This window comes from Pseudomonas sp. LB3P31 (assembly GCF_054897945.1).
Window position 1 is genome coordinate 5,602,292 of record NZ_CM142710.1, and the last position, 21,989, is coordinate 5,624,280.

The window sequence follows — 21,989 nt, forward strand, 5'->3', positions numbered from 1 at the left end:
TGCTGGAATCTGAAGTTGCCAGCATGGCATCGGCCGAACAAACCCGTACAATGCGGGGCTGTTACATAATATTGAGTGTGCGCCGTGTTTATAAGACGCTCGGTACAGTGTTAAAAAGTAGTCCCGGTTGCGCCTGCGAACTTTTTTTGCCTGCCCGGATTGGGCAGTTTTATAGTCATTCAACAGATGGACGCGCCATAGGCGCAGGAAAAGTAGCGTTTTGAAGAAATCCACCGCAGCACCTAAAACAGTCGTCGTTCCGCTCTGGCGGCAACAATTGCACTACCGACTCAAGGAAGGTGCATTGATCGCCATCGGTGCCTTGTGCCTGTTCCTGATGATGGCCTTGCTGACCTACGGCAAGGACGATCCGGGCTGGAGCCACAACAGCAAGATCGACGATGTGCAGAATTTCGGCGGTCCTGCCGGTTCCTACAGCGCTGATATCCTGTTCATGGTGTTGGGTTACTTCGCCTACATCTTCCCGCTGCTGCTCGCGGTCAAGGCCTACCAGATCTTCCGTCAGCGCCACCAGCCGTGGGAATGGAGCGGCTGGCTGTTCTCCTGGCGCCTGATCGGCCTGGTGTTCCTGGTACTGTCGGGCGCAGCCCTGGCGCATATCCATTTTCATGCCGCCACCGGACTGCCGGCGGGCGCGGGTGGTGCGCTGGGCGAAAGCCTCGGCGACCTGGCGCGCAATGCACTGAACATCCAGGGCAGCACCTTGCTGCTGATCGCACTGTTCCTGTTCGGCCTGACGGTGTTCACCGACCTGTCGTGGTTCAAGGTGATGGACGTCACCGGCAAGATCACCCTCGACCTGTTCGAGCTGTTCCAGGGCGCCGCCAATCGCTGGTGGGCGGCTCGGGTAGAGCGCAAGCAACTGGTCGCGCAATTGCGTGAAGTCGATGACCGCGTGCATGACGTGGTGGCACCGACCGTCACCGACAAACGTGAGCAGGCCAAGGTCAAGGAACGCCTGATCGAACGCGAGCAGGCCCTGAGCAAGCACATGTCGGAGCGCGAGAAGCAGGTGCCGCCGGTGATTGCCCCTGCGCCGCCGAAGCCGGCAGCGCCGAGCAAACGCGTGGAAAAAGAGAAACAGGCGCCGTTGTTCGTCGACAGCGCCGTGGAAGGCACCTTGCCGCCGATTTCGATCCTCGACCCTGCGGAAAAGAAACAACTCAATTATTCGCCCGAGTCCCTGGCTGCGGTTGGCCACTTGCTGGAAATCAAGCTCAAGGAGTTCGGGGTTGAAGTGTCGGTGGACTCGATTCACCCCGGCCCGGTGATTACCCGTTACGAAATTCAGCCAGCGCCTGGCGTCAAGGTCAGTCGCATTTCCAACCTCGCCAAGGACCTGGCGCGCTCCCTGGCAGTGACCAGCGTGCGCGTCGTCGAAGTGATCCCGGGCAAGACCACGGTGGGCATTGAGATTCCGAACGAGGACCGCCAGATCGTGCGCTTCTCCGAAGTACTTTCGACCCCGGAATACGACAACTTCAAATCGCCGGTGACCCTGGCCCTGGGCCACGACATCGGCGGCAAGCCGGTCATCACCGACCTGGCGAAGATGCCGCACCTGCTGGTGGCCGGTACCACCGGTTCCGGTAAGTCCGTGGGCGTGAACGCGATGATCCTGTCGATCCTGTTCAAGTCCGGCCCGGAAGACGCCAAGCTGATCATGATCGACCCGAAGATGCTCGAATTGTCGATCTACGAAGGCATTCCGCACCTGCTGTGCCCGGTCGTTACCGACATGAAGGACGCGGCCAACGCGCTGCGCTGGAGCGTGGCGGAGATGGAGCGTCGCTACAAACTGATGGCGAAGATGGGCGTACGTAACCTGTCCGGCTTCAACGCCAAGGTCAAGGAAGCCCAGGACGCTGGCGAGCCGCTGACCGACCCGCTGTACAAGCGCGAAAGCATCCATGACGAAGCGCCGCTGCTGACCAAGCTGCCGACCATCGTCGTGGTGGTCGACGAATTTGCCGACATGATGATGATCGTTGGCAAGAAGGTTGAAGAACTGATTGCCCGTATCGCCCAGAAAGCCCGAGCGGCCGGTATCCACCTGATTCTCGCGACCCAGCGTCCGTCGGTTGACGTGATCACCGGTCTGATCAAGGCCAACATTCCGACGCGCATGGCGTTCCAGGTATCGAGCAAGATCGACTCGCGGACCATCATCGACCAGGGCGGCGCCGAGCAACTGCTGGGTCACGGTGACATGCTGTACATGCCGCCGGGCACCAGCCTGCCGATCCGGGTCCACGGTGCGTTCGTATCCGATGACGAAGTGCACCGGGTGGTTGAAGCCTGGAAACTGCGCGGCGCGCCGGAATACAACGACGATATCCTTGCCGGCGTCGAAGAGGCGGGCAGCGGTTTTGAAAATGGCGGCGGTGGCGGCGGTGATGACGATGCTGAGACCGATGCGCTGTACGACGAAGCGGTGCAGTTCGTGCTGGAAAGCCGTCGTGCCTCCATCTCTGCGGTCCAGCGCAAGCTGAAGATCGGCTACAACCGCGCCGCACGCATGATCGAAGCCATGGAAATGGCCGGGGTCGTGACGTCCATGAACACCAACGGTTCCCGTGAAGTCCTGGCACCAGGCCCGGTTCGCGACTGATTTGCTTTGAAAGGGCGCCGCCATCAGGCGTCGCCCGCACTCCCACGAATATCAAGAGGACTCCCATGCGTCTTATCCGCATGCTGTTGCTGCCGGTACTGGTTTTGACCACGCTCTCGGCCCACGCCGATGACAAGGACGTGGCGCGCCTGACCCAACTCCTGGAAAAATCCCAGACCCTGAGCGCACGTTTCTCCCAGCTGACCCTGGATGGCGGCGGCACCCAGTTGCAGGAAACTGCCGGGCAGATGTCACTGCAGCGTCCTGGCCTGTTCTACTGGCACACCGATGCGCCGCAAGAGCAGCTGATGGTGTCCGATGGCAAGAAAGTCTCGCTGTGGGACCCGGACCTGGAACAGGTCACCATCAAGAACCTCGATCAGCGCCTGACCCAGACTCCGGCGCTGTTGCTGTCCGGTGATGTGTCCAAGATCAGCCAGAGTTTCGATATCAGCGCCAAGGAAGCCGGCGGCGTGATCGACTTCACCTTGAAGCCGAAAACCAAGGACACCCTGTTCGACAGCCTGCGCCTGTCGTTCCGCAATGGCCTGGTCAATGACATGCAGCTGATCGACAGCGTCGGCCAGCGCACCAATATCCTGTTCACCGGCGTAAAGGCGAACGAGCCGATCCCGGCGTCGAAATTCAAGTTCGACATCCCAAAGGGTGCCGACGTGATCCAGGAATAAACGCCGCCGCAAAACCTGTAGGAGTGAGCCTGCTCGCGATAGCGTCCGGTCAGCCAACACTGATGTTGAATGTAATGCCGTCATCGCGAGCAGGCTCACTCCTACAGGGGCCTGCAGCGCTCAAGTAGTGAGGTTTCAGAGGTAGTGATGGACCTGTTCAGCAGCGCCCCGATAGCTCAACCCCTGGCCGCTCGTTTGCGCGCGGCCAACCTGGATGAGTACGTCGGTCAGGAGCACCTGCTCGCTCGCGGCAAGCCTTTGCGCGAGGCGCTGGAGCAGGGTGCGCTGCACTCGATGATTTTCTGGGGACCGCCGGGTGTTGGCAAGACCACCCTCGCGCGGCTGCTGGCGGAAGTCTCGGACGCGCACTTCGAAACGGTCTCGGCGGTACTTGCCGGGGTCAAGGAAATCCGCCAGGCGGTGGAAATCGCCAAGCAGCAGGCCGGGCAGTACGGCAAGCGCACCATCCTGTTCGTCGATGAAGTGCACCGCTTCAACAAATCGCAGCAGGACGCGTTCCTGCCTTACGTCGAAGACGGCACGCTGATCTTCATCGGCGCGACCACCGAAAACCCCTCGTTCGAGCTCAACAATGCCTTGCTGTCCCGGGCCCGGGTCTACGTGCTTAAAAGCCTCGACGAAGCGGCCCTGCGCAAACTGGTGCAGCGTGCCCTTACCGAAGAGCGCGGCCTGGGCAAACGGCAACTGACCCTCAGCGACGAAGGCTTCCAGATGCTGCTGTCCGCAGCGGATGGCGATGGCCGGCGCCTGCTCAACTTGCTGGAAAACGCCTCGGACCTCGCCGAAGACAACAGTGAGATCGGCACCGATCTGCTGCAAAGCCTGCTCGGCGATACCCGTCGGCGTTTCGACAAGGGCGGCGAAGCGTTCTACGACCAGATCTCCGCGCTGCATAAATCCGTACGCGGCTCCAATCCCGACGGCGCGTTGTACTGGTTCGCGCGCATGATCGATGGCGGTTGCGATCCGCTGTACCTGGCCCGGCGCGTGGTGCGCATGGCCAGCGAAGACATCGGCAACGCCGACCCGCGCGCCCTGAGCCTGTGCCTGGCGGCGTGGGAAGTGCAGGAGCGCCTGGGCAGTCCGGAAGGTGAGCTGGCCGTGGCCCAGGCCATCACCTATCTAGCCTGTGCACCGAAAAGCAATGCGGTGTACATGGGCTTCAAGGCGGCGCTGCGCAGTGCCACCGAACATGGCTCCCTGGAAGTGCCACTGCACCTGCGCAACGCACCGACCAAGCTGATGAAGCAACTGGGCTACGGTGATGAATACCGTTACGCCCACGATGAACCGGACGCCTACGCCGCCGGCGAGGACTATTTTCCCGACGAACTCGAACCGCAGCCGTTCTACCAACCGGTGCCCCGTGGCCTGGAGTTGAAGATCGGCGAGAAGCTCAACCACCTGGCCCAACTTGACCGTCTGAGCCCCCGGCAGCGGAGAAAATAGTGATTGCACTGGTTATCGGTGTCTCGCTCGGCGGCATTGCCGGCACCCTGTTGCGGTTCGCCACTGGCAATTGGGTCAACGCAAATTGGCCGCGGCACTTTTATACCGCTACGCTGGCCGTTAATATCGTGGGCTGTCTGCTGATTGGCGTGTTGTACGGCCTGTTTCTGATACGCCCGGAAGTGCCCATTGAGGTGCGTGCCGGGTTGATGGTTGGCTTCCTCGGGGGGCTGACGACTTTTTCATCTTTTTCACTGGATACGGTGCGCCTGCTGGAAAGCGGGCAAGTGCTGCTAGCCTTGGGCTATGCGGCCATCAGCGTATTCGGCGGGCTGCTCGCCACCTGGGCCGGCCTGTCCCTGACCAAACTTTGATAACGAGAGACCGACATGCTCGATTCCAAACTGTTACGTAGCAACCTTCAGGACGTAGCGGACCGCCTGGCATCCCGTGGCTATACGCTGGATGTTGCGCGCATCGAAGCGCTGGAAGAACAGCGCAAGACCGTCCAGACCCGCACCGAAGCACTGCAGGCTGAACGTAATGCGCGCTCCAAGTCCATCGGTCAGGCCAAGCAGCGCGGCGAAGACATCGCGCCGCTGATGGCGGACGTCGAGCGCATGGCCAACGAGCTGGGCGCCGGCAAAGTCGAGCTGGACACCATCCAGACCGAACTGGACTCGATCCTGCTCGGCATCCCCAACCTGCCACACGAGTCCGTGCCGGTCGGCAAGGATGAAGATGACAACGTCGAAGTGCGCCGCTGGGGCACCCCGACCGCGTTCGATTTCCCGGTTCAGGACCACGTCGCCCTGGGCGAAAAGTTCGGCTGGCTGGATTTCGAGACCGCCGCCAAACTGTCCGGCGCGCGTTTCGCCCTGCTGCGCGGTCCGATCGCCCGCATGCACCGCGCCCTGGCGCAGTTCATGATCAACCTGCACACCAGCGAGCATGGCTACGAAGAGGCCTACACGCCTTATCTGGTCCAGGCGCCAGCGCTGCAGGGCACCGGCCAGCTGCCGAAATTCGAGGAAGACCTGTTCAAGATCGCCCGCGAAGGCGAAGCCGACCTGTACCTGATCCCGACTGCCGAAGTGTCGCTGACCAACATCGTCGCCGGCGAAATCGTCGACTCGAAATTACTGCCGATCAAGTTCGTTGCTCATACCCCGTGCTTCCGCAGTGAAGCCGGCGCCTCGGGTCGTGACACCCGCGGGATGATCCGCCAGCACCAGTTCGACAAGGTCGAGATGGTCCAGATCGTCGAGCCATCGACTTCCATGGAAGCGCTGGAAGGCCTGACCGCCAACGCGGAGAAAGTCCTGCAACTGCTGGAACTGCCTTATCGCACCCTGGCGCTGTGCACCGGCGACATGGGCTTCAGCGCGGTCAAGACTTACGACCTGGAAGTGTGGATTCCGAGCCAGGACAAGTACCGCGAGATTTCGTCGTGCTCCAACTGCGGCGACTTCCAGGCCCGGCGCATGCAAGCGCGTTTCCGCAACCCGGAAACCGGCAAGCCCGAGCTGGTTCACACGCTGAACGGTTCTGGCCTGGCCGTTGGTCGTACCCTGGTTGCCGTGCTGGAAAACTACCAGCAGGCCGATGGTTCGATCCGCGTGCCTGAAGTGCTGAAGCCGTACATGGGTGGCCTCGAGGTCATCGGCTAAATGGACTATCTGCCGCTGTTTCACAACCTTCGCGGCAGTCGTGTGTTGGTCGTCGGTGGGGGGGAAATTGCCTTGCGCAAATCCCGCCTGCTGGCCGAAGCCGGTGCCCTACTGCGCGTGGTTGCACCTGAAATCGAACCGCAACTGCGCGAACTGGTAGCCGGCAGCGGCGGCGAGTGCGTACTGCGTGGTTATGCCGAGAAAGATCTGGACGGTTGCGGGCTGATCATCGCTGCCACCGACGACGAGCCGCTGAACGCTCAAGTCTCCGCCGATGCCCATCGGCGTTGCGTGCCGGTCAACGTGGTGGACGCGCCTGCGCTGTGCAGCGTGATCTTTCCGGCGATAGTCGACCGTTCGCCGCTGATCATCGCGGTCTCCAGCGGCGGCGACGCGCCGGTGCTGGCGCGGCTGATGCGGGCCAAACTGGAAACCTGGATTCCCTCTACCTATGGGCAGCTGGCCGGCCTGGCGGCGCGTTTTCGCAGTCAGGTCAAAGGGCTGTTCCCGGATGTACAGCAGCGTCGGGCTTTCTGGGAGGACGTATTCCAGGGCCCGATCGCCGATCGGCAGCTGGCCGGGCAGGGCGCCGAAGCCGAGCGCCTGCTGCAAGCGAAAATCGCTGGCGAAGCCACGCTGGCTACTGGTGAAGTGTATCTGGTGGGTGCAGGCCCCGGTGATCCGGACCTGCTGACCTTCCGCGCACTGCGTCTGATGCAGCAAGCCGACGTGGTGTTGTACGACCGCCTGGTGGCGCCGGCCATTCTCGATTTGTGTCGTCGCGACGCGGAGCGGGTCTACGTGGGCAAGCGCCGGTCCGATCACGCAGTGCCCCAGCATCAGATCAACCAGCAACTGGTGGATTTGGCCAAACAAGGCAAGCGGGTGGTGCGGTTGAAGGGCGGTGATCCGTTCATCTTCGGTCGCGGCGGGGAAGAGATCGAGGAGCTGGCCGCTCATGGCATCCCGTTCCAGGTCGTCCCGGGCATCACGGCCGCCAGCGGTTGCGCGGCTTATGCCGGGATCCCTCTGACCCATCGTGACTACGCGCAGTCAGTGCGCTTTGTCACCGGGCACCTCAAGGACGGTTCCACCGACCTGCCGTGGGCCGACCTGGTCGCGCCAGCTCAAACCCTGGTGTTCTACATGGGCCTGGTAGGCTTGCCGATCATCTGTGAGCAGCTGATCAAGCATGGCCGCGCAGCGGATACCCCGGCGGCACTGATCCAGCAGGGCACCACGGTCAATCAGCGGGTTTTTACCGGCACCCTGGCCGATCTTCCACAGCTGGTGGCGGAGCATGAAGTGCATGCGCCGACATTGGTGATTGTTGGGGAAGTGGTGCAGCTGCGCGAGAAGCTGGCGTGGTTTGAGGGGGCTCAGGCGCAGGTCTAGATAGACCGAGTCGCCTCCTTCGCGGGCAAGCCCGCTCCCACAGAATTTGTGATGAAGCTGCAATCTACGGCATCACACAAAACCCTGTGGGAGCGGGCTTGCCCGCGAAGGGGCCCTCAAAATCCACATGAATCTCAAACTCTGTGCCAAACCCCTTTCCCACCCAACCGCTCCCGATCATGCCCGGCAGCAAAATCCTGCTCCGGCCCCTTCGGCACAACCCCCGTCGGATTGATAGTCTTGTGACTGCCATAGTAGTGATTCTTGATGTGCTCAAAATCCACCGTCCCGGCAATCCCCGGCCACTGATACACCTCGCGCAGCCAGTTCGACAGATTCGGGTAATCGGCAATCCGCCGCAGGTTGCACTTGAAGTGCCCGTGATAAACCGCATCAAAACGAATCAACGTGGTGAACAATCGAATATCCGCTTCAGTCAGATATTCACCGACCAGATAACGGTTAGCACCCAGTAGCGATTCCAGCCGATCCAGTTCCGCAAACACTTTATCGAACGCTTCTTCGTAGGCGGATTGCGAAGTGGCAAAACCTGCGCGATACACACCATTGTTCACTGCCGGATAAATACGCTCGTTCAGCGCATCGATCTCACTGCGCAGCGCTGCCGGGTAGAAGTCCAGATCATTGCCGGTCAGGTCGTCGAAGGCGCTGTTGAACATGCGGATAATCTCCGCCGACTCATTGCTGACGATGCGTTGCTGCTGTTTGTCCCAAAGCACCGGAACTGTGACCCTGCCGGTGTAGTTGGCGGTATCGGCGGTGTAGCGCTGGTGCATGAATTCGAAATGATCGAGCTTGTCGCCGGTGGAGCCGAGTTTCTGGTCAAAGGTCCAGCCGTTTTCCAGCATCAGCCAACTGACCACCGACACATCGATCAGGCTTTCGAGACCCTTGAGTTTGCGCAGGATCAGCGTGCGATGGGCCCACGGACAGGCCAGGGACACGTAAAGATGATAGCGCCCGGCTTCGGCGGCAAAACCACCGACGCCGCTCGGGCCAGGCTGACCGTCGGCGGTCACCCAGTTGCGGCGTTGCGCCTGTTCACGCTGGAACGCGCCGTCCTTGCTGCTTTCATACCACTGGTCATGCCAGCGACCTTCGACTAACAAACCCATGTTCAAGACTCCTCAACCAATAAGCGTTGGAGAGGAGTCTATTCCGATAGGTTCGAACAAAAAGCGCAAAGGTTGGGCAGTTATGATCGGTTAAATCGATCTGTTCCGGGCGTCCCAATACTGTTGGGCCGTTTCCATAGCCTGTTCGCGGGGTTGCCCGAGGCCGCGCAGGGCCAAGGCCATAGTCGCGATCAGGGCCATTTGCGGATAACTGTCGACCACTTCGCCGCGCCACACCGCCTTCAAATGTTCAGGGTCAAGCGCGGCCGGTTTGACGTGCCGTTGGCTAGACATCTGCGGCCATTCCTCATCCCAGCTCACGCCGGCAGTGGTGCCATACAGGTGGCTGTCGGCATCCGGGTTGATCTCGATTTCGCCGCCATCGCCCTTGACCACGATCGCGGTGTCGCCGAGCAGGCCGCTGGCATCGCGGTGTACCGCCTGGTAACCAGGATGGAAGATGCTCTGCAGGCCACAGCGTGCGCCCAGCGGATTGAGAATACGCGCCAGGGAGTGGATCGGCGAACGCAGGCCCAGGGTATTGCGCAGGTCGATCATGCGCTGCAGTTGCGGCGCCCAATCCACCAGCGGCATGAAGGCCAGGCCGCCGTTATCCAGCGCAGCACCGACTTGCTGCCAGTCGCGGCACAAAGGAATGTTCAACTCGGCCAGCAATTGCTCGCTGTACAGCCGCCCGGCCGTGTGCGCGCCGCCGCCATGCATGAAAATTCGCACGCCGTTCTGCGCCAGGCACTTGGCCGCCAGCAGGTACCAAGGCAAGTGGCGCTTTTTGCCGGCGTAGGTCGGCCAGTCCAGGTCCACATTCAACTGCGGTGCCTGCAAGCGCTGGCGCAAGGCTTCGGTAAAGCCGGCCATTTCCTCGGCGCTTTCTTCCTTGTGGCGCAGCAGCATCAGAAACGCGCCGAGCTGGGTGTCCTCGACCTGGTCGTCGAGCACCATGCCCATGGCATCGCGGGCTTCCTCGCGGGTCAGGTCGCGGGCGCCGCGCTTGCCTTTGCCAAGAATCCGTACGAACTGGGCGAACGGGTGTTCGGCGGGCGTTTCGAGGGTCAGCGCTGGGTAGTCGGTCATAAACAATTCGTCGGTTTGGGCAGGCCCGCCAGTTTTGCGGCGAGTTTGGCAGGGGTGCCTTTGAACAGTCGGTTCAGGTGCAGGCTGTTGCCTTTGTCCGGGCCGAGCTTCAGTGCGGTGTACTTGATCAGCGGCCGGGTGGCCGGGGACAGCTGAAATTCGGCATAGAAGCTGCGCAGCAGTTCGAGGATTTCCCAGTGCTCCGGACTCAGTTCGATGTCTTCGGCGGCGGCGAGGGCGCTGGCCACTTCGGCGGACCAGTCGCTGAGCTCGACCAGAAAGCCGTCCTTGTCCAGGGCAATGGCGCGGGCGCCGACTGTCAGGGCATTCATAACCAGCTGTTGACCTTGTCGTAGTGGATCGACAGTTCGACGAAGGCCGGGTAGTCGATGCTGCTGGCCCAGTCCGGGATGGCCAGCGCTCGGGCCTGGGCGTCTTCAGCCAGCACGAACAGCTTCAGGCTTCGGGCGCTCAATGCGCTGCAAGGTGCGGTGCCGGATTGCAGGGCGTACACAGCATCGCCAGACAGCAGCAAACCATCGTTGACGCCGATGATGCGCAGGCAACTGGTCAGGCGATCGTCGCCAAACGGGGAATGAGACAACACATGCAGAGTCGACATCAGAGGGTGATCACCTGGTCGTAACGGTCAATGAGTGCGGTGATTTCGGCGGCGCTCAGCGCCTGCGCTTCTTCCAGCGCAAAACCGCCCAGGCCGCGAACGGCGGCGCTGTCGGCACAGACGAACAGGTCTTCAACGCCAAACATCGGCAGGGCCTGCAGATTGGCACTCAGGTCTTTCTGTTGCAGGGCCTTGGCGTCCTGACTGGGGGCGAGTTGCAACACGCCATCGTCGAGAAACAACAGGCCAATGGGCAGATCGAACGCACCGCCAGCCAGGACGATGTCCAGCGCCTCGCGTGCGCCCGGCCCGGACCAGGGCGACTGGCGGCTGATGATCAACAGGGATCTGGCCATCTCAAGCGCCCCCAAAACAGATCAGGCGATCGGCGTCCTGCACCCCATCGTGCAATTGCCCGAGCCCGGACAGTTCCCACGGCGCAGTGACCGCGACAGCCGAGCGCTGGTAACGGTTGGCTTCTTCCTCGTTCAGCACTCCCCGGCGCAGGGCGGCAGCGATGCACACTACGCCGTCGAGCTGATGCGCGGTCACGAATTCGCGCCATTGCCGGGGCAGGTCGAGTTCATCCTGCGGCGTGACCACGCTACCCGACGCGTTATAAACGCCGTCCTGATAGAAAAACAGCCGGACAATCTCATGCCCACCGGCCAACGCGGCCTGGGCAAACAGCAAGGCACGGCGCGAGGAGGGCGCATGGGCGGCGGAGAACAGCGCGATGGCGAACTTCATGACGGACTCGATCAGCGAAACTGCGAGCATGATAAAGCTTTATCGGTGGGGTGGCTAAATCGATGTTGCCAATGCGGGCCCCATCGCGAGCAGGCTCACTCCTACCGGGAATCGCGTGATGCTGAAGAATGCAGCTTCGCCCCATTCCCTGTAGGAGTGAGCCTGCTCGCGATGAGGCCCGTACATTCAATACAAGATCAACGCGGCATATACCCCAACTGCCAACGCCGCGGAATCTTCATCGCCACCACCCCGATCACCCCCGCCAACAACCCGCTCACATACAGTGCCCTGAGCCCAAGGTAGTGCTCCAGCACAGCCCCCAGCACCGCACCGACAAACATCCCGGTCCACGGAATCAATTGCACCCGCCAGCCGGTGCGCCGCTCTCCCAGGATCCAGCGACCCAAACCACGGCCAAAACGCGACAGGGCCCCGGTGACATAAGTGAGCCCAACCGGCAAACCATTCACTTCTTCAACGGCGGCATTGAGCATGCCCATGGCAATGATCGCCGCCAGCAACGCCGGCAGCTGTTCGTCATAGGGCCAGGCCGCAGCGCCGCAGAGGAGCGTGGCGATGCATAGCAATAGAGGCATGGCCCGGCGGCCGCCGAGACGGCTGACGACAATGCCCAGGGCATTGCCGACGACGAAGGTGGCAACCAGGATCAGCAGGCGCAAGGTCAGGCCCAGGTCGCCATCGCTGATCGCCACGGCAAGGCGGGTAGTGTTGCCACTCATGAACGAGACAAAATCGCCGCTGGCCATAAAGCCAATGGCGTCGGTCATGCCAGCGAGCACCGAGAGGCTGGCAACCAGTGACAGGCCGATGCGCCCGCGCCATTTGCGAGCGTGCAGGTGGCCGGCACTGGCGCGACTGGTAGAGGGCGAAGGCAGCATCGGCGGTGGCATCCTTAAGGGAGGGTTATTTGCCCAACCCATATAACTCGCAATACTCCAGCCAGTCCATGCCCGCCATTTCCGCCACCTCGCGGTGCACTTCCAGGCGCTGCGCCTGATAGTCCGCTTCACTGGCGGCGGTCAGTTGCAGGGTCAGCTCCCAGGCGAACAATTTCAGGCGTTCGGCTTCGGCTTCAAAGGCTTCGTGCAGGCGTTCCTCGCGGTAGTGCGCGGCAGTCTCGCCCTTGGCCTGGGCCAGCAATGGGTTGAGGTGGTCGAGCTCGACTCGCAGTTCCGGGCGCTGGTCGAGAAATTTTTCCAGTGCCCGTTCGTGTTGCTGTTCGGTTGCCGCCATGGTCGCTCCTTGGGAAGAGGTTACGAAGTCTGCTTCTTGCTGGCCTTGGCAGCTGCCGCCAGGCATTCGAGGGCAAATTGCTCGCAGTAGGTCATCTGGATCGGCGTGGTCTCGCCCTTGACGGTGCGTTCGCCGTCGAGAATGTAGCGAATGCGCTTGTCGGTAACGCCGATGCGCTTGGCGATCCAGGACGGCGTCTGGCCGATCTGGCTGATCAGCTTGTCGGCGTATTCGGCGGTGGGTTTGTAGAATTCGGCGTTGGGTGTCATGACCTTTCCAGAAATTGCGCCCGCAAATCGGGCAATGCGATGTTAATGGCGCGACAGGGTGCGCGAATCGTCACGCGGTGTCGCGGTATAAATGAAGTAAAGCAGAACGATACGCCGTGCCCGGGTGATACAGTCGGCTTTTTCCTGATGAGTGAACGCAATGCGAATTCTGCTGCTGGCCCTGGCCGCCACTTTGCTGGCGGGCTGCGCGGGCTCGGTGATGAACGATGCTCGCACCAAAACCCCGTACAAGACCCTGAAGTCGGACAAACCGGAAAAAGTCGTCGCCCAGTGCGTGCAGTTTTCCTGGCAGGACGAGGCAGTGTTCGGCGCAGATGCCGGCGCTTATCTGCAGCCGGGCGAGAAGGGCGGGTCGACGGTCTACACCCGCGCGGCGGAGTCGTTCGTTGACGTGACCACGGATGCGTCGGGGACGTTGCTGAGTTACTACGCCCAGCAGGATGACTTCGTGGCCAAGCGCCGGTTGGCGGCGTTGGCGACTTGTCTCTGACCAAGGGAGTCACGTCTCCACCCCTGTAGGAGCGAGCCTGCTCGCGATGACGGTAGATCATTCGACATCAGTGTCGACTGACACTACGCATCGCGAGCAGGCTCACTCCTACAGGGGGCTGGCGGGTCAGACGGTATTGATCAGGCGCTTCTGAAAGAAGAAACGTTTATGCCCCGGCGGGTAATCCGCAATCTGCCCGAACTCGCTATAACCCATCTTCTGGTAGAACCCCGGCGCCTGGAACTCAAAGGTGTCGAGCCAGATCCCCACGCATTCCTTTTCCCGCGCGTGCTCTTCCGCCATCTGCATCAGCCGTGAGCCCAGGCCCTGCCCGCGGGCGCTCTCCGGCACCGACAGCAGCTCGATATACAACCACTGGTAAAACACCCGGCCATACAAACCGCCGAGAATCTGCTGGTTTTCGTCCCGCACCAGCAGGGCAATCGGCTCCGGTTTGGTGATTCCGGTTTTCGAGGCGTTATAGGCGCGCAGCGGCAGTAGAATCGCCTGGTGTTCATCTTCGGTGGGGTTTTGCGTTGATTCGATGCGTAGCGTCATCAGCTAAATCCTTATGGCCATGAATAGGTCGGGCAGCGTAACGCGGCAGGGTTGGGTTGATCCAGCTCTCCGTGGGAACTGTCGCACAAGCGCAAATGTCTAGGCTTTACAGCGTCATTCGAGAACGCAGCCGATGAGGACCTACCATGAATATTTTTGAAGCCTTGCGCGAAAGCCACGAACGTCAACGTACCTACGCCGATGCGCTGATCCAGACCAGTGGCGATACCCCGGAGCGGGTCGAGGCCTACAAGCGCCTGAAGGCCGAACTGCAGGCTCACGAAACCGCTGAAGAGCGGCATTTCTACATCCCGCTGATGGAGTTCGACAACGGCGTCGACCTCAGCCGCCACGCGATTTCCGAGCATCACGAGATGGACGAGATGATGGAGACCCTGGACGAAACCGAGATGTCCAGCCCGGCCTGGCTGGCCACTGCGAAGAAATTGTCCGAGAAGGTTCATCATCACTTGAAGGAAGAAGAGCAGAAATTCTTCCAGAGCGCCGGCAAATTGCTCAGCGAGAAGCAGAAGGAAACGTTGGCGGGGCAGTATCTGAAGGAGTTCGACGAACAGTTGAAGCAAGCGTCCTGAAATAGTCGCCCGCACCCCCGTAGGAGCTGCCGAAGGCTGCGATCTTTTGATCTTGATCTCTAGCGCGCATATAGACCGCCGAAGATCAAAAGATCGCAGCCTTCGGCAGCTCCTACAGGGTGATGTATCAGCTCAGAAACCCCTCACCGCAACAACAACGCCTTCGCCTCAAGCCCCCCGGTAAACCCGGTCATTTTCCCCAGCTCGCCAATCCCCCGATACAACCATCGAAAGCGAATTCCCGCCATTCACCACCCCCAGGGAGGCGCAATACGCAATCGCGACCATACTTCCTACTGCTCTCGCAGCGCTCCCTCTGTTTACACAGAACCTCAAAACAAAAAGAGACCGAATCATGAAGTTCGAACCCTTTGCCAAATCGCTGATAGCGACCTCCCTGGCGCTCAGCTGCCTCACTGCTTACGCAGCCTCCGTCGCCCCGGTCGCGGCCGAAAACGGCATGGTCGTCACCGCCCAGCACCTGGCCAGCCACGTCGGCGTCGATGTGCTCAAGAACGGCGGCAACGCGGTCGACGCCGCAGTCGCGGTGGGTTATGCGCTGGCGGTGGTGTATCCCGCAGCGGGCAACCTGGGCGGCGGTGGTTTCATGACCATTCAGCTGGCAGACGGGCGCAAGACCTTCCTCGACTTCCGCGAAAAAGCCCCGCTGGCGGCTACCGCCGACATGTACCTCGATAAAGAGGGCAATGTCGTTCCGGACCTGAGCACCCGTGGCCATCTGGCGGTCGGCGTGCCGGGCACCGTGTCGGGGATGGAACTGGCCCTGTCGAAATACGGCACCAAGCCGCGCAAGGAAGTGATCGCCCCGGCGATCAAACTTGCTGAAGACGGTTTTGTCCTGGAGCCGGGTGACGTTGACATGCTGGAGTACGCCACCGACGTCTTCAAGAAGGACATCAAGGATTCGGGTTCAATCTTCCTGAGCAACGGCGAGCCGATGCAGGTCGGCCAGAAACTGGTGCAGAAAGACCTCGGCAGGACCCTGCGGGAAATTTCCGAAAAGGGCGCTGACGGCTTCTATAAAGGTTGGGTTGCCGACGCCATCGTCACCTCCAGCCAGGCCAACAAGGGCATCATCACCCAGGCCGACCTGGACAAATACAAGACCCGCGAACTGGCCCCGGTGGAGTGCGACTACCGCGGTTACCACGTGGTCTCGGCACCACCGCCAAGCTCCGGCGGCGTGGTGATCTGCGAGATCATGAACATCCTCGACGGCTACCCGATGAAGGACCTGGGCTACCGCTCGGCCGAGGGCATGCACTACCAGATCGAAGCCATGCGCCACGCCTATGTGGATCGCAACAGCTATCTGGGCGACCCGGACTTCGTGAAGAATCCGATCGAGCACCTGCTGGACAAGAACTACGCGACCAAGATCCGCGCTGCCATCGATCCGAAAAAAGCCGGCGTGTCCCGGGAGATCAAGCCCGGCGTTGCGCCCCATGAAGGCAGCAACACCACCCATTACTCCATCGTCGACAAATGGGGCAACGCGGTCTCGGTGACCTACACCCTCAACGACTGGTTCGGCGCGGGCGTCATGGCCAGCAAGACCGGGGTCATCCTCAACGATGAAATGGACGACTTCACCTCGAAAATCGGCGTACCGAACATGTACGGCCTGGTGCAGGGCGAGGCCAACATCATCGCCCCCGGCAAGGCACCGCTGTCATCGATGAGCCCGACCATCGTCACCAAGGACGGCAAGGTGGTCATGGTCGTCGGCACCCCCGGCGGCAGTCGCATCATCACTGCGACCCTGCTGACCATCCTCAACGTGATCGACTACGGGATGAACATCCAGGAAGCGGTCGATGCCCCGCGTTTCCACCAGCAGTGGTTGCCGGAAGAGACCAATCTGGAGACCTTCACCACCAGTCCGGACACGGTTAAGATGCTCGAAAGCATGGGCCACAAATTCGCCGGGCCACAAGACGCCAACCACGTGGCAGCGATCCTGGTCGGCGCACCTTCGCTGGAAGGCAAACCGGTGGGTAAAAACCGCTTCTACGGGGCCAACGATCCGCGGCGTAATACCGGGCTGTCGCTCGGTTATTGAGGGTTGTATTTAAAGGGGGACAGATCTATCTTCTGTCCCCCGTTTTGTTTGTAAAAGCACCGACAATTCAAGGAAGGAAACCCATGACCACCGCACTGCTGATCATCGACGTACAGCAAGCCTTGTGCGCCGGCGAGTACGAATGTTTCGACATCCAGCGCGTGATATCCACCATCAACTCCCTCAGCGGCAAGGCCCGGGAAGCGAGCATCCCGGTGGTTCTCATCCAGCACGAAGAACCGGGCGATCTGCTGCAACACGGCTGCGAAGGCTGGCAGCTGGCAAAGGGACTCGACACCTCTCCCCAGGACCTGCGAGTACGCAAGACCACCGGGGATTCCTTCTACCAGACCCCTCTGAAAAAGTTGCTGGACAAGCACGACGTCGATCGCCTGATCATCTGCGGCCTGCAAACCGATTACTGCGTAAATGCCACTGTCCGCCAGGCGCACGCCCTGGGCTACGACGTGGTACTCGCTGCCGATTCACATTCCACGGTGGATAACGGCAATCTCACCGCCGAAGACATCATCGCCGAACACAACCAGACCCTGGCCCACCTGACGGGCCCGGTCGGCCGGATCGACGTCGTTACCGCCGACAAAATCAAACCCTGAGGCGGGCGTCGGATCTGCGGCTGAACTTGCTGCCTGGCCCCTTCCTCCACGTTGTTCTTTGACAGAGGTGAACCTGTCGTGGATGTGGTCGCGATTCTCTCCGGATACTTGATGACGTGGGTGATCGATCCCGTTGTTCATCAGTTCCTTGGCATCTTCGATCTCAATGGTCGCTTCGGCCTGGTGTTTCTGTGCGTGTCCTACTCCGTCGCCTTCGGCATGTTCCGTTATCGCCAGCGGCGCTGCTTGACTGACGCACCATCGTTCTGGCACTTCATCGGTGGCAACCGGGTGCATTTTCACCCCTCGGCCTTACTCGATTATCGCTACTACTTCGTGCGAGCCATCCTCAAGGTGGTGCTGGTGCTGCCCATCATCGGCCTGGTCGATCCGCACATCCTGCGCTCGGCGGACTACGTCGGCTTCTTCACCAACCTGTGGGGCGCCCGCGCGCAACTGCAGCAACACCTCGCACTGTCGCTGCTCTACGGACTGGGCGTGTTCCTATTGCGCGATTTCACGCATTACTGGGCTCACCGCGCCTTTCATACGCGCTGGCTCTGGGCTTTCCACAAGGTTCACCATTCGGCGCAAGTGCTGGTACCCGCGACGGCCAGCCGCGTGCATTTCCTGGAAAAAGTGCTGGAGAAACTCTCTATAAGCCTGGTCGTCGGCGCCTTTGCCGGGGTGTTCTGGTACGCCTGCGGCGGCCAGATCAGCCGCTACACCCTGTTCGGCGTGACCTACCTGGTGTTCATCCTCAACGCGCTGGCGGCGAACCTGCGTCACAGCCACGTGTGGCTGTCGTTCGGGCCGGCGATCGAGCATGTGTTGAACAGCCCGGCCCAGCACCAGATTCATCACAGCGATGCTCCGCGCCACTTCAACAAAAACTTTGGGGTAAACCTGTCGCTGTGGGACTGGGTGTTCGGCACGCTCTACGTCACCACTTCGAAGCCGGAGTCGTTGCGGTTTGGTATCGGCGATCCGGGGCAGGGCCAATACCGAACGATCTATGGCTTGGTAGTCACGCCGTTTGTGGAAGTTGCCCGCAAACTATGCCCGATATTCGCGCCCGTTGCAGGTCCATCGAGCGCAGGAATGTCGGACGTCGACACTAAGCATCCGATGGCTTCGTGGCACGCTCAATGGCTGCCGTCATATGGGGCACCGCGTAAGCCTTGTACCAATGATTCATCCCTGCAATGGCAGTCTTGGCCGGAGCACTTTCACGGGCCCCCACAAGCTCCGCGCATGCTTGCGCCATGGCCACCAGAATCCGCGCCGCCTCGGGTACGTAGGGCAGGTCATCCCTGGTTTCGTGGCGTTCGCGAATGATCTGGTAGCGGATATTTTCCGGCAAGGTCCAGGCGCTGATCAGGAATTCCTGGACCGTACAATCGACGCCGTTGATGTGCACGGTCGCGGCACGATGCTCCTCGCGCAAACCTGCGGCTTCGAGCTGTTCACAGCTGTCGATGACGGTGTTCATCATGTCGCGGATTTGTTGCCAGTCGGTTTTCATTTGAGGTCCATTTCAGGAGGAGGGCCGTAGGAAATTTGCCAAGCCGTAGGAGCTGCCGAGAGAAACGAGGCTGCGATCTTTTGATCTACTATCCTTGCCTACCAACAATACTGAATCCACGCACAAGGAGACAACTCACCATGTCCCTCCAGGCCCTGCGCGCCGACGCCAGCCACCTCGACCTCATCGCTCCGTTGTTCGACGCCTATCGCGTGTTCTACCGCCAACCCTCCAATCCGGCGCAATCGCGCGACTTCATCGCCGAGCGCATCGCCCGGGACGAATCGGTGATTTTCCTCGCCCAGGACGACTCAGGCGAGGCGCTGGGATTCGTCCAGCTGTTCCCGACCTTTTCTTCCATCGACGCGCATCGCACCTGGCTGCTCGGCGACCTGTTCACCACACCCAATGCCCGCGGTCGCGGCGTGGGGACGTTGCTGATGAACACCGCGCGCTCTTTTGTCGTGTTGTCGGGCGGCAAAGCCATGGTGCTGGAAACCGCCACCGACAACCTCGGCGCGCAGCGGCTGTATGAGTCGTTGGGCTATGTGCGAGACACGGGTTACTACACCTATTGCCTCGATCTGCAGCAGCGCTGAACATCAGCGTTCCGGCAGGCCCCAGGATGGGCGAAGCTCTTCGTATTGCGCCTCGGGCATCTGCACCAGCAGTGGCGCCTGAGCAGGCTCCAGCCAGCTGAACAGGCGGGAAATGTCCGCCGTGTCCATGGCCGTGCAGCCTGCTGTCGGGGAAGTGGGGCCGCGCCAGATGTGGAAGAAAATGCATGAGCCTGCGCCAGCAGTCGCCGGGGTGTTGTGATCGATGAAGATACCCTTGCGATACAGCACATCCTCGCTGCGCATGCGCTCGGAGCTGTTCCAGTCCCTGGCAACGGCAGCGCCGTCGACCAGTTCGTTATAGCGAATTGACTGACCGTCATCCACGCATTCGGTAGACGGTGTCAGCGCCAGATACGGCAATTTTGTCGGCGCGGTCGGATCGAACCCGAACGCCGTTCCCAAGGTGAATACACCGGCCGGAGCCTTGCCGTCGCCTTCGCGTTTGACCGGGCCAGCGCCCGGTTCGAACGGACCCTTGCCCCAGGCTAAACCACGTTTGCCGAGCACCACCGCAAAGGCTTCGCCGGATTTGCGCCAGCTGCCGCCTTCGCGTTCATAACGCTGGGCATAGCCCTGGATGTCATCCCAGTTTTTGGCCGTGACCACGACCAACTGCCGGCTGGCGTCGATCAGTTCGCGGGTACTCAGCGGGGTGACAGGAAAATCCATGACCTCCCTTTTCGCCCCAGCGCCAGCGTAGGTGAAGTGCCACCACTCTTTCGAGTAGCCGGAAAAACCTGCCTTTTCCATGGCGCTGGTGAGCCGCTGGCGGTTGGCTTGTGCCGTCGCATTGATCGCGGTGCTGGCAGTGTGTGCGCGCGCGTCGAAGCAGTCGAATCCGGTGCCCATATCGACCGCGCCGTCGTGCCAACGCTGTTCAACGGGCGCCGTGCAGTCGACCGGCGTGGCCGCCGGCGTCCATTTGGCAGCGGGCAGTGCGCCCGGGCCGATCAACGTCAAGTCAACGGTTGAGCCTTTGGAATGCCCGGAAACCCGCGCCACATAACCCAGGCGCCAGAAGTCCTGCTTGTCCACCTGCGGATAAAACTCGGCCTTTCGCGGGTCGCCCGGCTGCGTCGCGAAGCGGCCCATGTCGGCTACCGCGCGGCTGGGGCGATAGCAGTCGAAGACCTTCAAACCGTAACCCTCGGCGCGCAGGCTTGTCTGCACTCGGGCCAGGGCCTGGGCGGTTTCCAGGGACAGAAGACACTCGGCAGCGGCATAGCCATCCAGCGCGTGCCCGGTGAAATTGTGGGCGCTGGCGTAGCGGATGTCCTGCTCGATGCTGGGATCGACAGTGCGCAAATACACCATGTGCGCGGGCCGGGACTCAGCGCTGGCCGTGGTCACCAAGGCAAGATTAACAAGGGCGAAGATTGCAGTTCTCAGGCGCATGGTCAGAGTGGCTTCCGCTGGATATGATTGGCCGCTTGGCTGGCTGAGCTTAGCCTCCACAATGACCTGAGGGATAGATGAATGGACTCGTGGACACTGCATTGGCTGGAAGCCTCGGGCGATCTGGCCGAGTTTCGTGCCGAGCTGACCGGCGAATTCGCTGCCGCTTATCAGACCCTTTCGCGTCTGTTGGAGCCGCCGCGTCTGGATATTCTGCTCCAGGTACTGCCCGGCGAAACCATTGCGGAAATGGGTATTCTCGGGCGCGCGTACCGTAGCAGCATGTTCTCGATGACCCTCGATCCGGCCAACCCGAATTTTCTAGGGAGCCTGCGCAACGGCACGCTGCACCGGCAGATCATCCATGAGGTTCATCACTGCCTGCGCATGGCCGGTCCTGGTTACGGTTGGACGCTTGGCGAGGCTTTGGTCAGCGAGGGCTTGGCCGGGCAGTTCGTGCAGCATTTACTGGGGAGCGAAGCGGAACCCTGGGAGAGGGCGGTGAACTGTGCCGAGCTGCTGCGCACTCCGGCCGATCGCCAAGCCCTCGAGGCCACGCACTACGACCACAGCGCGTGGTTTTTCGGAACGGGAATTCACCCAAGATGGCTGGGCTATTCCCTGGGTCATCAGATGGTCGGGAAGTGGCTGGCTGCGGCCGGCGAGATCGATGCAGTGACATGGATCAACGTCCCTGCAAGTGACATCATCGATTTGGCAGTGGGGGCTGGGATGGTGTCGCCCGGGCTTTAGGAACGTCTGATCCTGCCCGGGCTACGGCGCGAAGTTTTAGCCAAACACCGGCCGGAAAAAACTCCGCTCATAGCTGAGGATGCACTTGGTTTCCTCGGCGTACTTGAAAGCAGCGATGCACTCGGGGTCTTGCATCGAGTCCTGGCGATAACGCTCGTACTCCGCCAGGCTCGGGAAGGTGAACATCGCCATGGCGATATTGTTCGCGCCCTCGGAAGGCAGGAAATAGCCGTGATGCTGGCCGCCGAATTTTTCCACCAGCGGAATCCACAACTTCGCGTAGTACTCAAAAGCTTTCAGCTGATAGGGATCAAGCACGTATTTTAAATAACAAGTGACCACGATTTTTCCT

General features: G+C 61.0%; 24 protein-coding genes and 1 pseudogene. 13 read left to right on the forward strand and 12 right to left on the reverse strand.

Going from position 1 to position 21,989, the window contains the following annotated elements; translation table 11 throughout:
* Positions 1-220: 220 nt before the first annotated feature.
* The 6 genes from ACYZTK_RS25460 (at position 221) to cysG (ending at position 7,856) form a co-directional block, all read left to right on the forward strand.
* Complete coding sequence (locus ACYZTK_RS25460; RefSeq protein ID WP_462012344.1) at positions 221-2,632, forward strand: DNA translocase FtsK; 2,412 nt, start codon at positions 221-223, stop codon at positions 2,630-2,632.
* A gap of 65 nt (positions 2,633-2,697) precedes the next feature.
* The gene (gene lolA, locus ACYZTK_RS25465; RefSeq protein ID WP_462012345.1) at positions 2,698-3,321 is read left to right on the forward strand and encodes an outer membrane lipoprotein chaperone LolA; all 624 of its coding nucleotides are present in this window, start codon (positions 2,698-2,700) and stop codon (positions 3,319-3,321) included.
* 147 nt (positions 3,322-3,468) lie between these two features.
* Positions 3,469-4,791 (forward strand): replication-associated recombination protein A, encoded by a 1,323-nt coding sequence (locus ACYZTK_RS25470; RefSeq protein ID WP_462012346.1) that lies wholly within the window; start codon positions 3,469-3,471, stop codon positions 4,789-4,791.
* Entirely contained in the window at positions 4,791-5,165 is a 375-nt protein-coding gene (gene crcB / locus ACYZTK_RS25475; RefSeq protein ID WP_266017139.1) for a fluoride efflux transporter CrcB, read from the forward strand. The genes ACYZTK_RS25470 and crcB overlap by 1 nt, the downstream gene beginning before the upstream one ends.
* Positions 5,166-5,180: 15 nt before the next feature.
* The gene (gene serS / locus ACYZTK_RS25480; RefSeq protein ID WP_462012347.1) at positions 5,181-6,461 is read left to right on the forward strand and encodes a serine--tRNA ligase; all 1,281 of its coding nucleotides are present in this window, start codon (positions 5,181-5,183) and stop codon (positions 6,459-6,461) included.
* On the forward strand, positions 6,462-7,856 hold the full coding sequence (gene cysG, locus ACYZTK_RS25485) for a siroheme synthase CysG (protein ID WP_462012348.1): 1,395 nt from the start codon (positions 6,462-6,464) through the stop codon (positions 7,854-7,856).
* A gap of 134 nt (positions 7,857-7,990) precedes the next feature.
* On the opposite strand, the gene ACYZTK_RS25490 is transcribed toward cysG, so the two are convergent.
* The 9 genes from ACYZTK_RS25490 to ACYZTK_RS25530 all read right to left on the reverse strand — a co-directional run bounded on the left by ACYZTK_RS25490 (position 7,991) and on the right by ACYZTK_RS25530 (position 12,982).
* Positions 7,991-8,992 carry a glutathione S-transferase family protein gene (locus ACYZTK_RS25490; protein ID WP_462012349.1) on the reverse strand — a complete coding sequence of 334 codons (1,002 nt, stop codon included), beginning with the start codon at positions 8,990-8,992 and terminating at the stop codon, positions 7,991-7,993.
* 90 nt (positions 8,993-9,082) lie between these two features.
* Entirely contained in the window at positions 9,083-10,084 is a 1,002-nt protein-coding gene (locus ACYZTK_RS25495; protein ID WP_462012350.1) for a glycosyl transferase family protein, read from the reverse strand.
* Entirely contained in the window at positions 10,081-10,416 is a 336-nt protein-coding gene (locus ACYZTK_RS25500) for a TusE/DsrC/DsvC family sulfur relay protein (protein WP_462012351.1), read from the reverse strand. The genes ACYZTK_RS25495 and ACYZTK_RS25500 overlap by 4 nt, the downstream gene beginning before the upstream one ends.
* Positions 10,413-10,706 (reverse strand): sulfurtransferase complex subunit TusB, encoded by a 294-nt coding sequence (gene tusB / locus ACYZTK_RS25505; RefSeq protein ID WP_462012352.1) that lies wholly within the window; start codon positions 10,704-10,706, stop codon positions 10,413-10,415. Before tusB ends, ACYZTK_RS25500 begins: the two co-directional genes overlap by 4 nt.
* On the reverse strand, positions 10,706-11,062 hold the full coding sequence (tusC, locus tag ACYZTK_RS25510; RefSeq protein ID WP_462012353.1) for a sulfurtransferase complex subunit TusC: 357 nt from the start codon (positions 11,060-11,062) through the stop codon (positions 10,706-10,708). The genes tusB and tusC overlap by 1 nt, the downstream gene beginning before the upstream one ends.
* A gap of 1 nt (position 11,063) precedes the next feature.
* Positions 11,064-11,456 carry a sulfurtransferase complex subunit TusD gene (gene tusD, locus ACYZTK_RS25515; RefSeq protein ID WP_462012354.1) on the reverse strand — a complete coding sequence of 131 codons (393 nt, stop codon included), beginning with the start codon at positions 11,454-11,456 and terminating at the stop codon, positions 11,064-11,066.
* Between the two features lie 197 nt (positions 11,457-11,653).
* A complete protein-coding gene (locus tag ACYZTK_RS25520; RefSeq protein ID WP_462012355.1) occupies positions 11,654-12,358 on the reverse strand; it encodes a YoaK family protein in 705 nt (234 codons plus the stop codon).
* Positions 12,359-12,383: 25 nt separating this feature from the next.
* Entirely contained in the window at positions 12,384-12,713 is a 330-nt protein-coding gene (locus ACYZTK_RS25525) for a DUF6388 family protein (RefSeq protein WP_462012356.1), read from the reverse strand.
* 20 nt (positions 12,714-12,733) lie between these two features.
* Positions 12,734-12,982, reverse strand: a complete 249-nt coding sequence (locus tag ACYZTK_RS25530) for a hypothetical protein (protein ID WP_462012357.1) — start codon at positions 12,980-12,982, stop codon at positions 12,734-12,736.
* Positions 12,983-13,142: 160 nt separating this feature from the next.
* On the opposite strand from ACYZTK_RS25530, the gene ACYZTK_RS25535 reads away from it, so the two are divergent.
* A complete protein-coding gene (locus ACYZTK_RS25535) occupies positions 13,143-13,493 on the forward strand; it encodes a hypothetical protein (protein ID WP_462012358.1) in 351 nt (116 codons plus the stop codon).
* Between the two features lie 126 nt (positions 13,494-13,619).
* Here the strand turns inward: ACYZTK_RS25535 and ACYZTK_RS25540 are convergent, their stop codons facing one another.
* The gene (locus ACYZTK_RS25540; RefSeq protein WP_462012359.1) at positions 13,620-14,051 is read right to left on the reverse strand and encodes a GNAT family N-acetyltransferase; all 432 of its coding nucleotides are present in this window, start codon (positions 14,049-14,051) and stop codon (positions 13,620-13,622) included.
* Between the two features lie 146 nt (positions 14,052-14,197).
* On the opposite strand from ACYZTK_RS25540, the gene ACYZTK_RS25545 reads away from it, so the two are divergent.
* The 5 genes and pseudogenes from ACYZTK_RS25545 (at position 14,198) to ACYZTK_RS25565 (ending at position 19,468) form a co-directional block, all read left to right on the forward strand.
* On the forward strand, positions 14,198-14,644 hold the full coding sequence (locus ACYZTK_RS25545; protein ID WP_462012360.1) for a hemerythrin domain-containing protein: 447 nt from the start codon (positions 14,198-14,200) through the stop codon (positions 14,642-14,644).
* A 355-nt stretch (positions 14,645-14,999) separates the two neighbouring features.
* Positions 15,000-16,727 carry a gamma-glutamyltransferase gene (ggt, locus tag ACYZTK_RS25550; protein ID WP_462012361.1) on the forward strand — a complete coding sequence of 576 codons (1,728 nt, stop codon included), beginning with the start codon at positions 15,000-15,002 and terminating at the stop codon, positions 16,725-16,727.
* An 83-nt stretch (positions 16,728-16,810) separates the two neighbouring features.
* A complete protein-coding gene (locus ACYZTK_RS25555) occupies positions 16,811-17,344 on the forward strand; it encodes a cysteine hydrolase family protein (RefSeq protein WP_462012362.1) in 534 nt (177 codons plus the stop codon).
* A 111-nt stretch (positions 17,345-17,455) separates the two neighbouring features.
* A pseudogene (locus ACYZTK_RS25560) lies at positions 17,456-18,418 on the forward strand (sterol desaturase family protein); the annotation flags it as partial.
* Between the two features lie 591 nt (positions 18,419-19,009).
* Positions 19,010-19,468: a GNAT family N-acetyltransferase gene (locus ACYZTK_RS25565; protein WP_462012364.1), complete on the forward strand. Its 459-nt coding sequence runs from the start codon at positions 19,010-19,012 to the stop codon at positions 19,466-19,468.
* Between the two features lie 3 nt (positions 19,469-19,471).
* Here the strand turns inward: ACYZTK_RS25565 and ACYZTK_RS25570 are convergent, their stop codons facing one another.
* On the reverse strand, positions 19,472-20,884 hold the full coding sequence (locus ACYZTK_RS25570) for a M15 family metallopeptidase (RefSeq protein WP_462012365.1): 1,413 nt from the start codon (positions 20,882-20,884) through the stop codon (positions 19,472-19,474).
* Between the two features lie 81 nt (positions 20,885-20,965).
* Here ACYZTK_RS25570 and ACYZTK_RS25575 point away from each other — a divergent pair, with 81 nt between their 5' ends.
* Positions 20,966-21,637, forward strand: a complete 672-nt coding sequence (locus ACYZTK_RS25575) for a DUF2268 domain-containing putative Zn-dependent protease (protein ID WP_462012366.1) — start codon at positions 20,966-20,968, stop codon at positions 21,635-21,637.
* 36 nt (positions 21,638-21,673) lie between these two features.
* On the opposite strand, the gene ACYZTK_RS25580 is transcribed toward ACYZTK_RS25575, so the two are convergent.
* Entirely contained in the window at positions 21,674-21,979 is a 306-nt protein-coding gene (locus ACYZTK_RS25580) for an NIPSNAP family protein (RefSeq protein ID WP_462012368.1), read from the reverse strand.
* Positions 21,980-21,989: the final 10 nt, after the last annotated feature.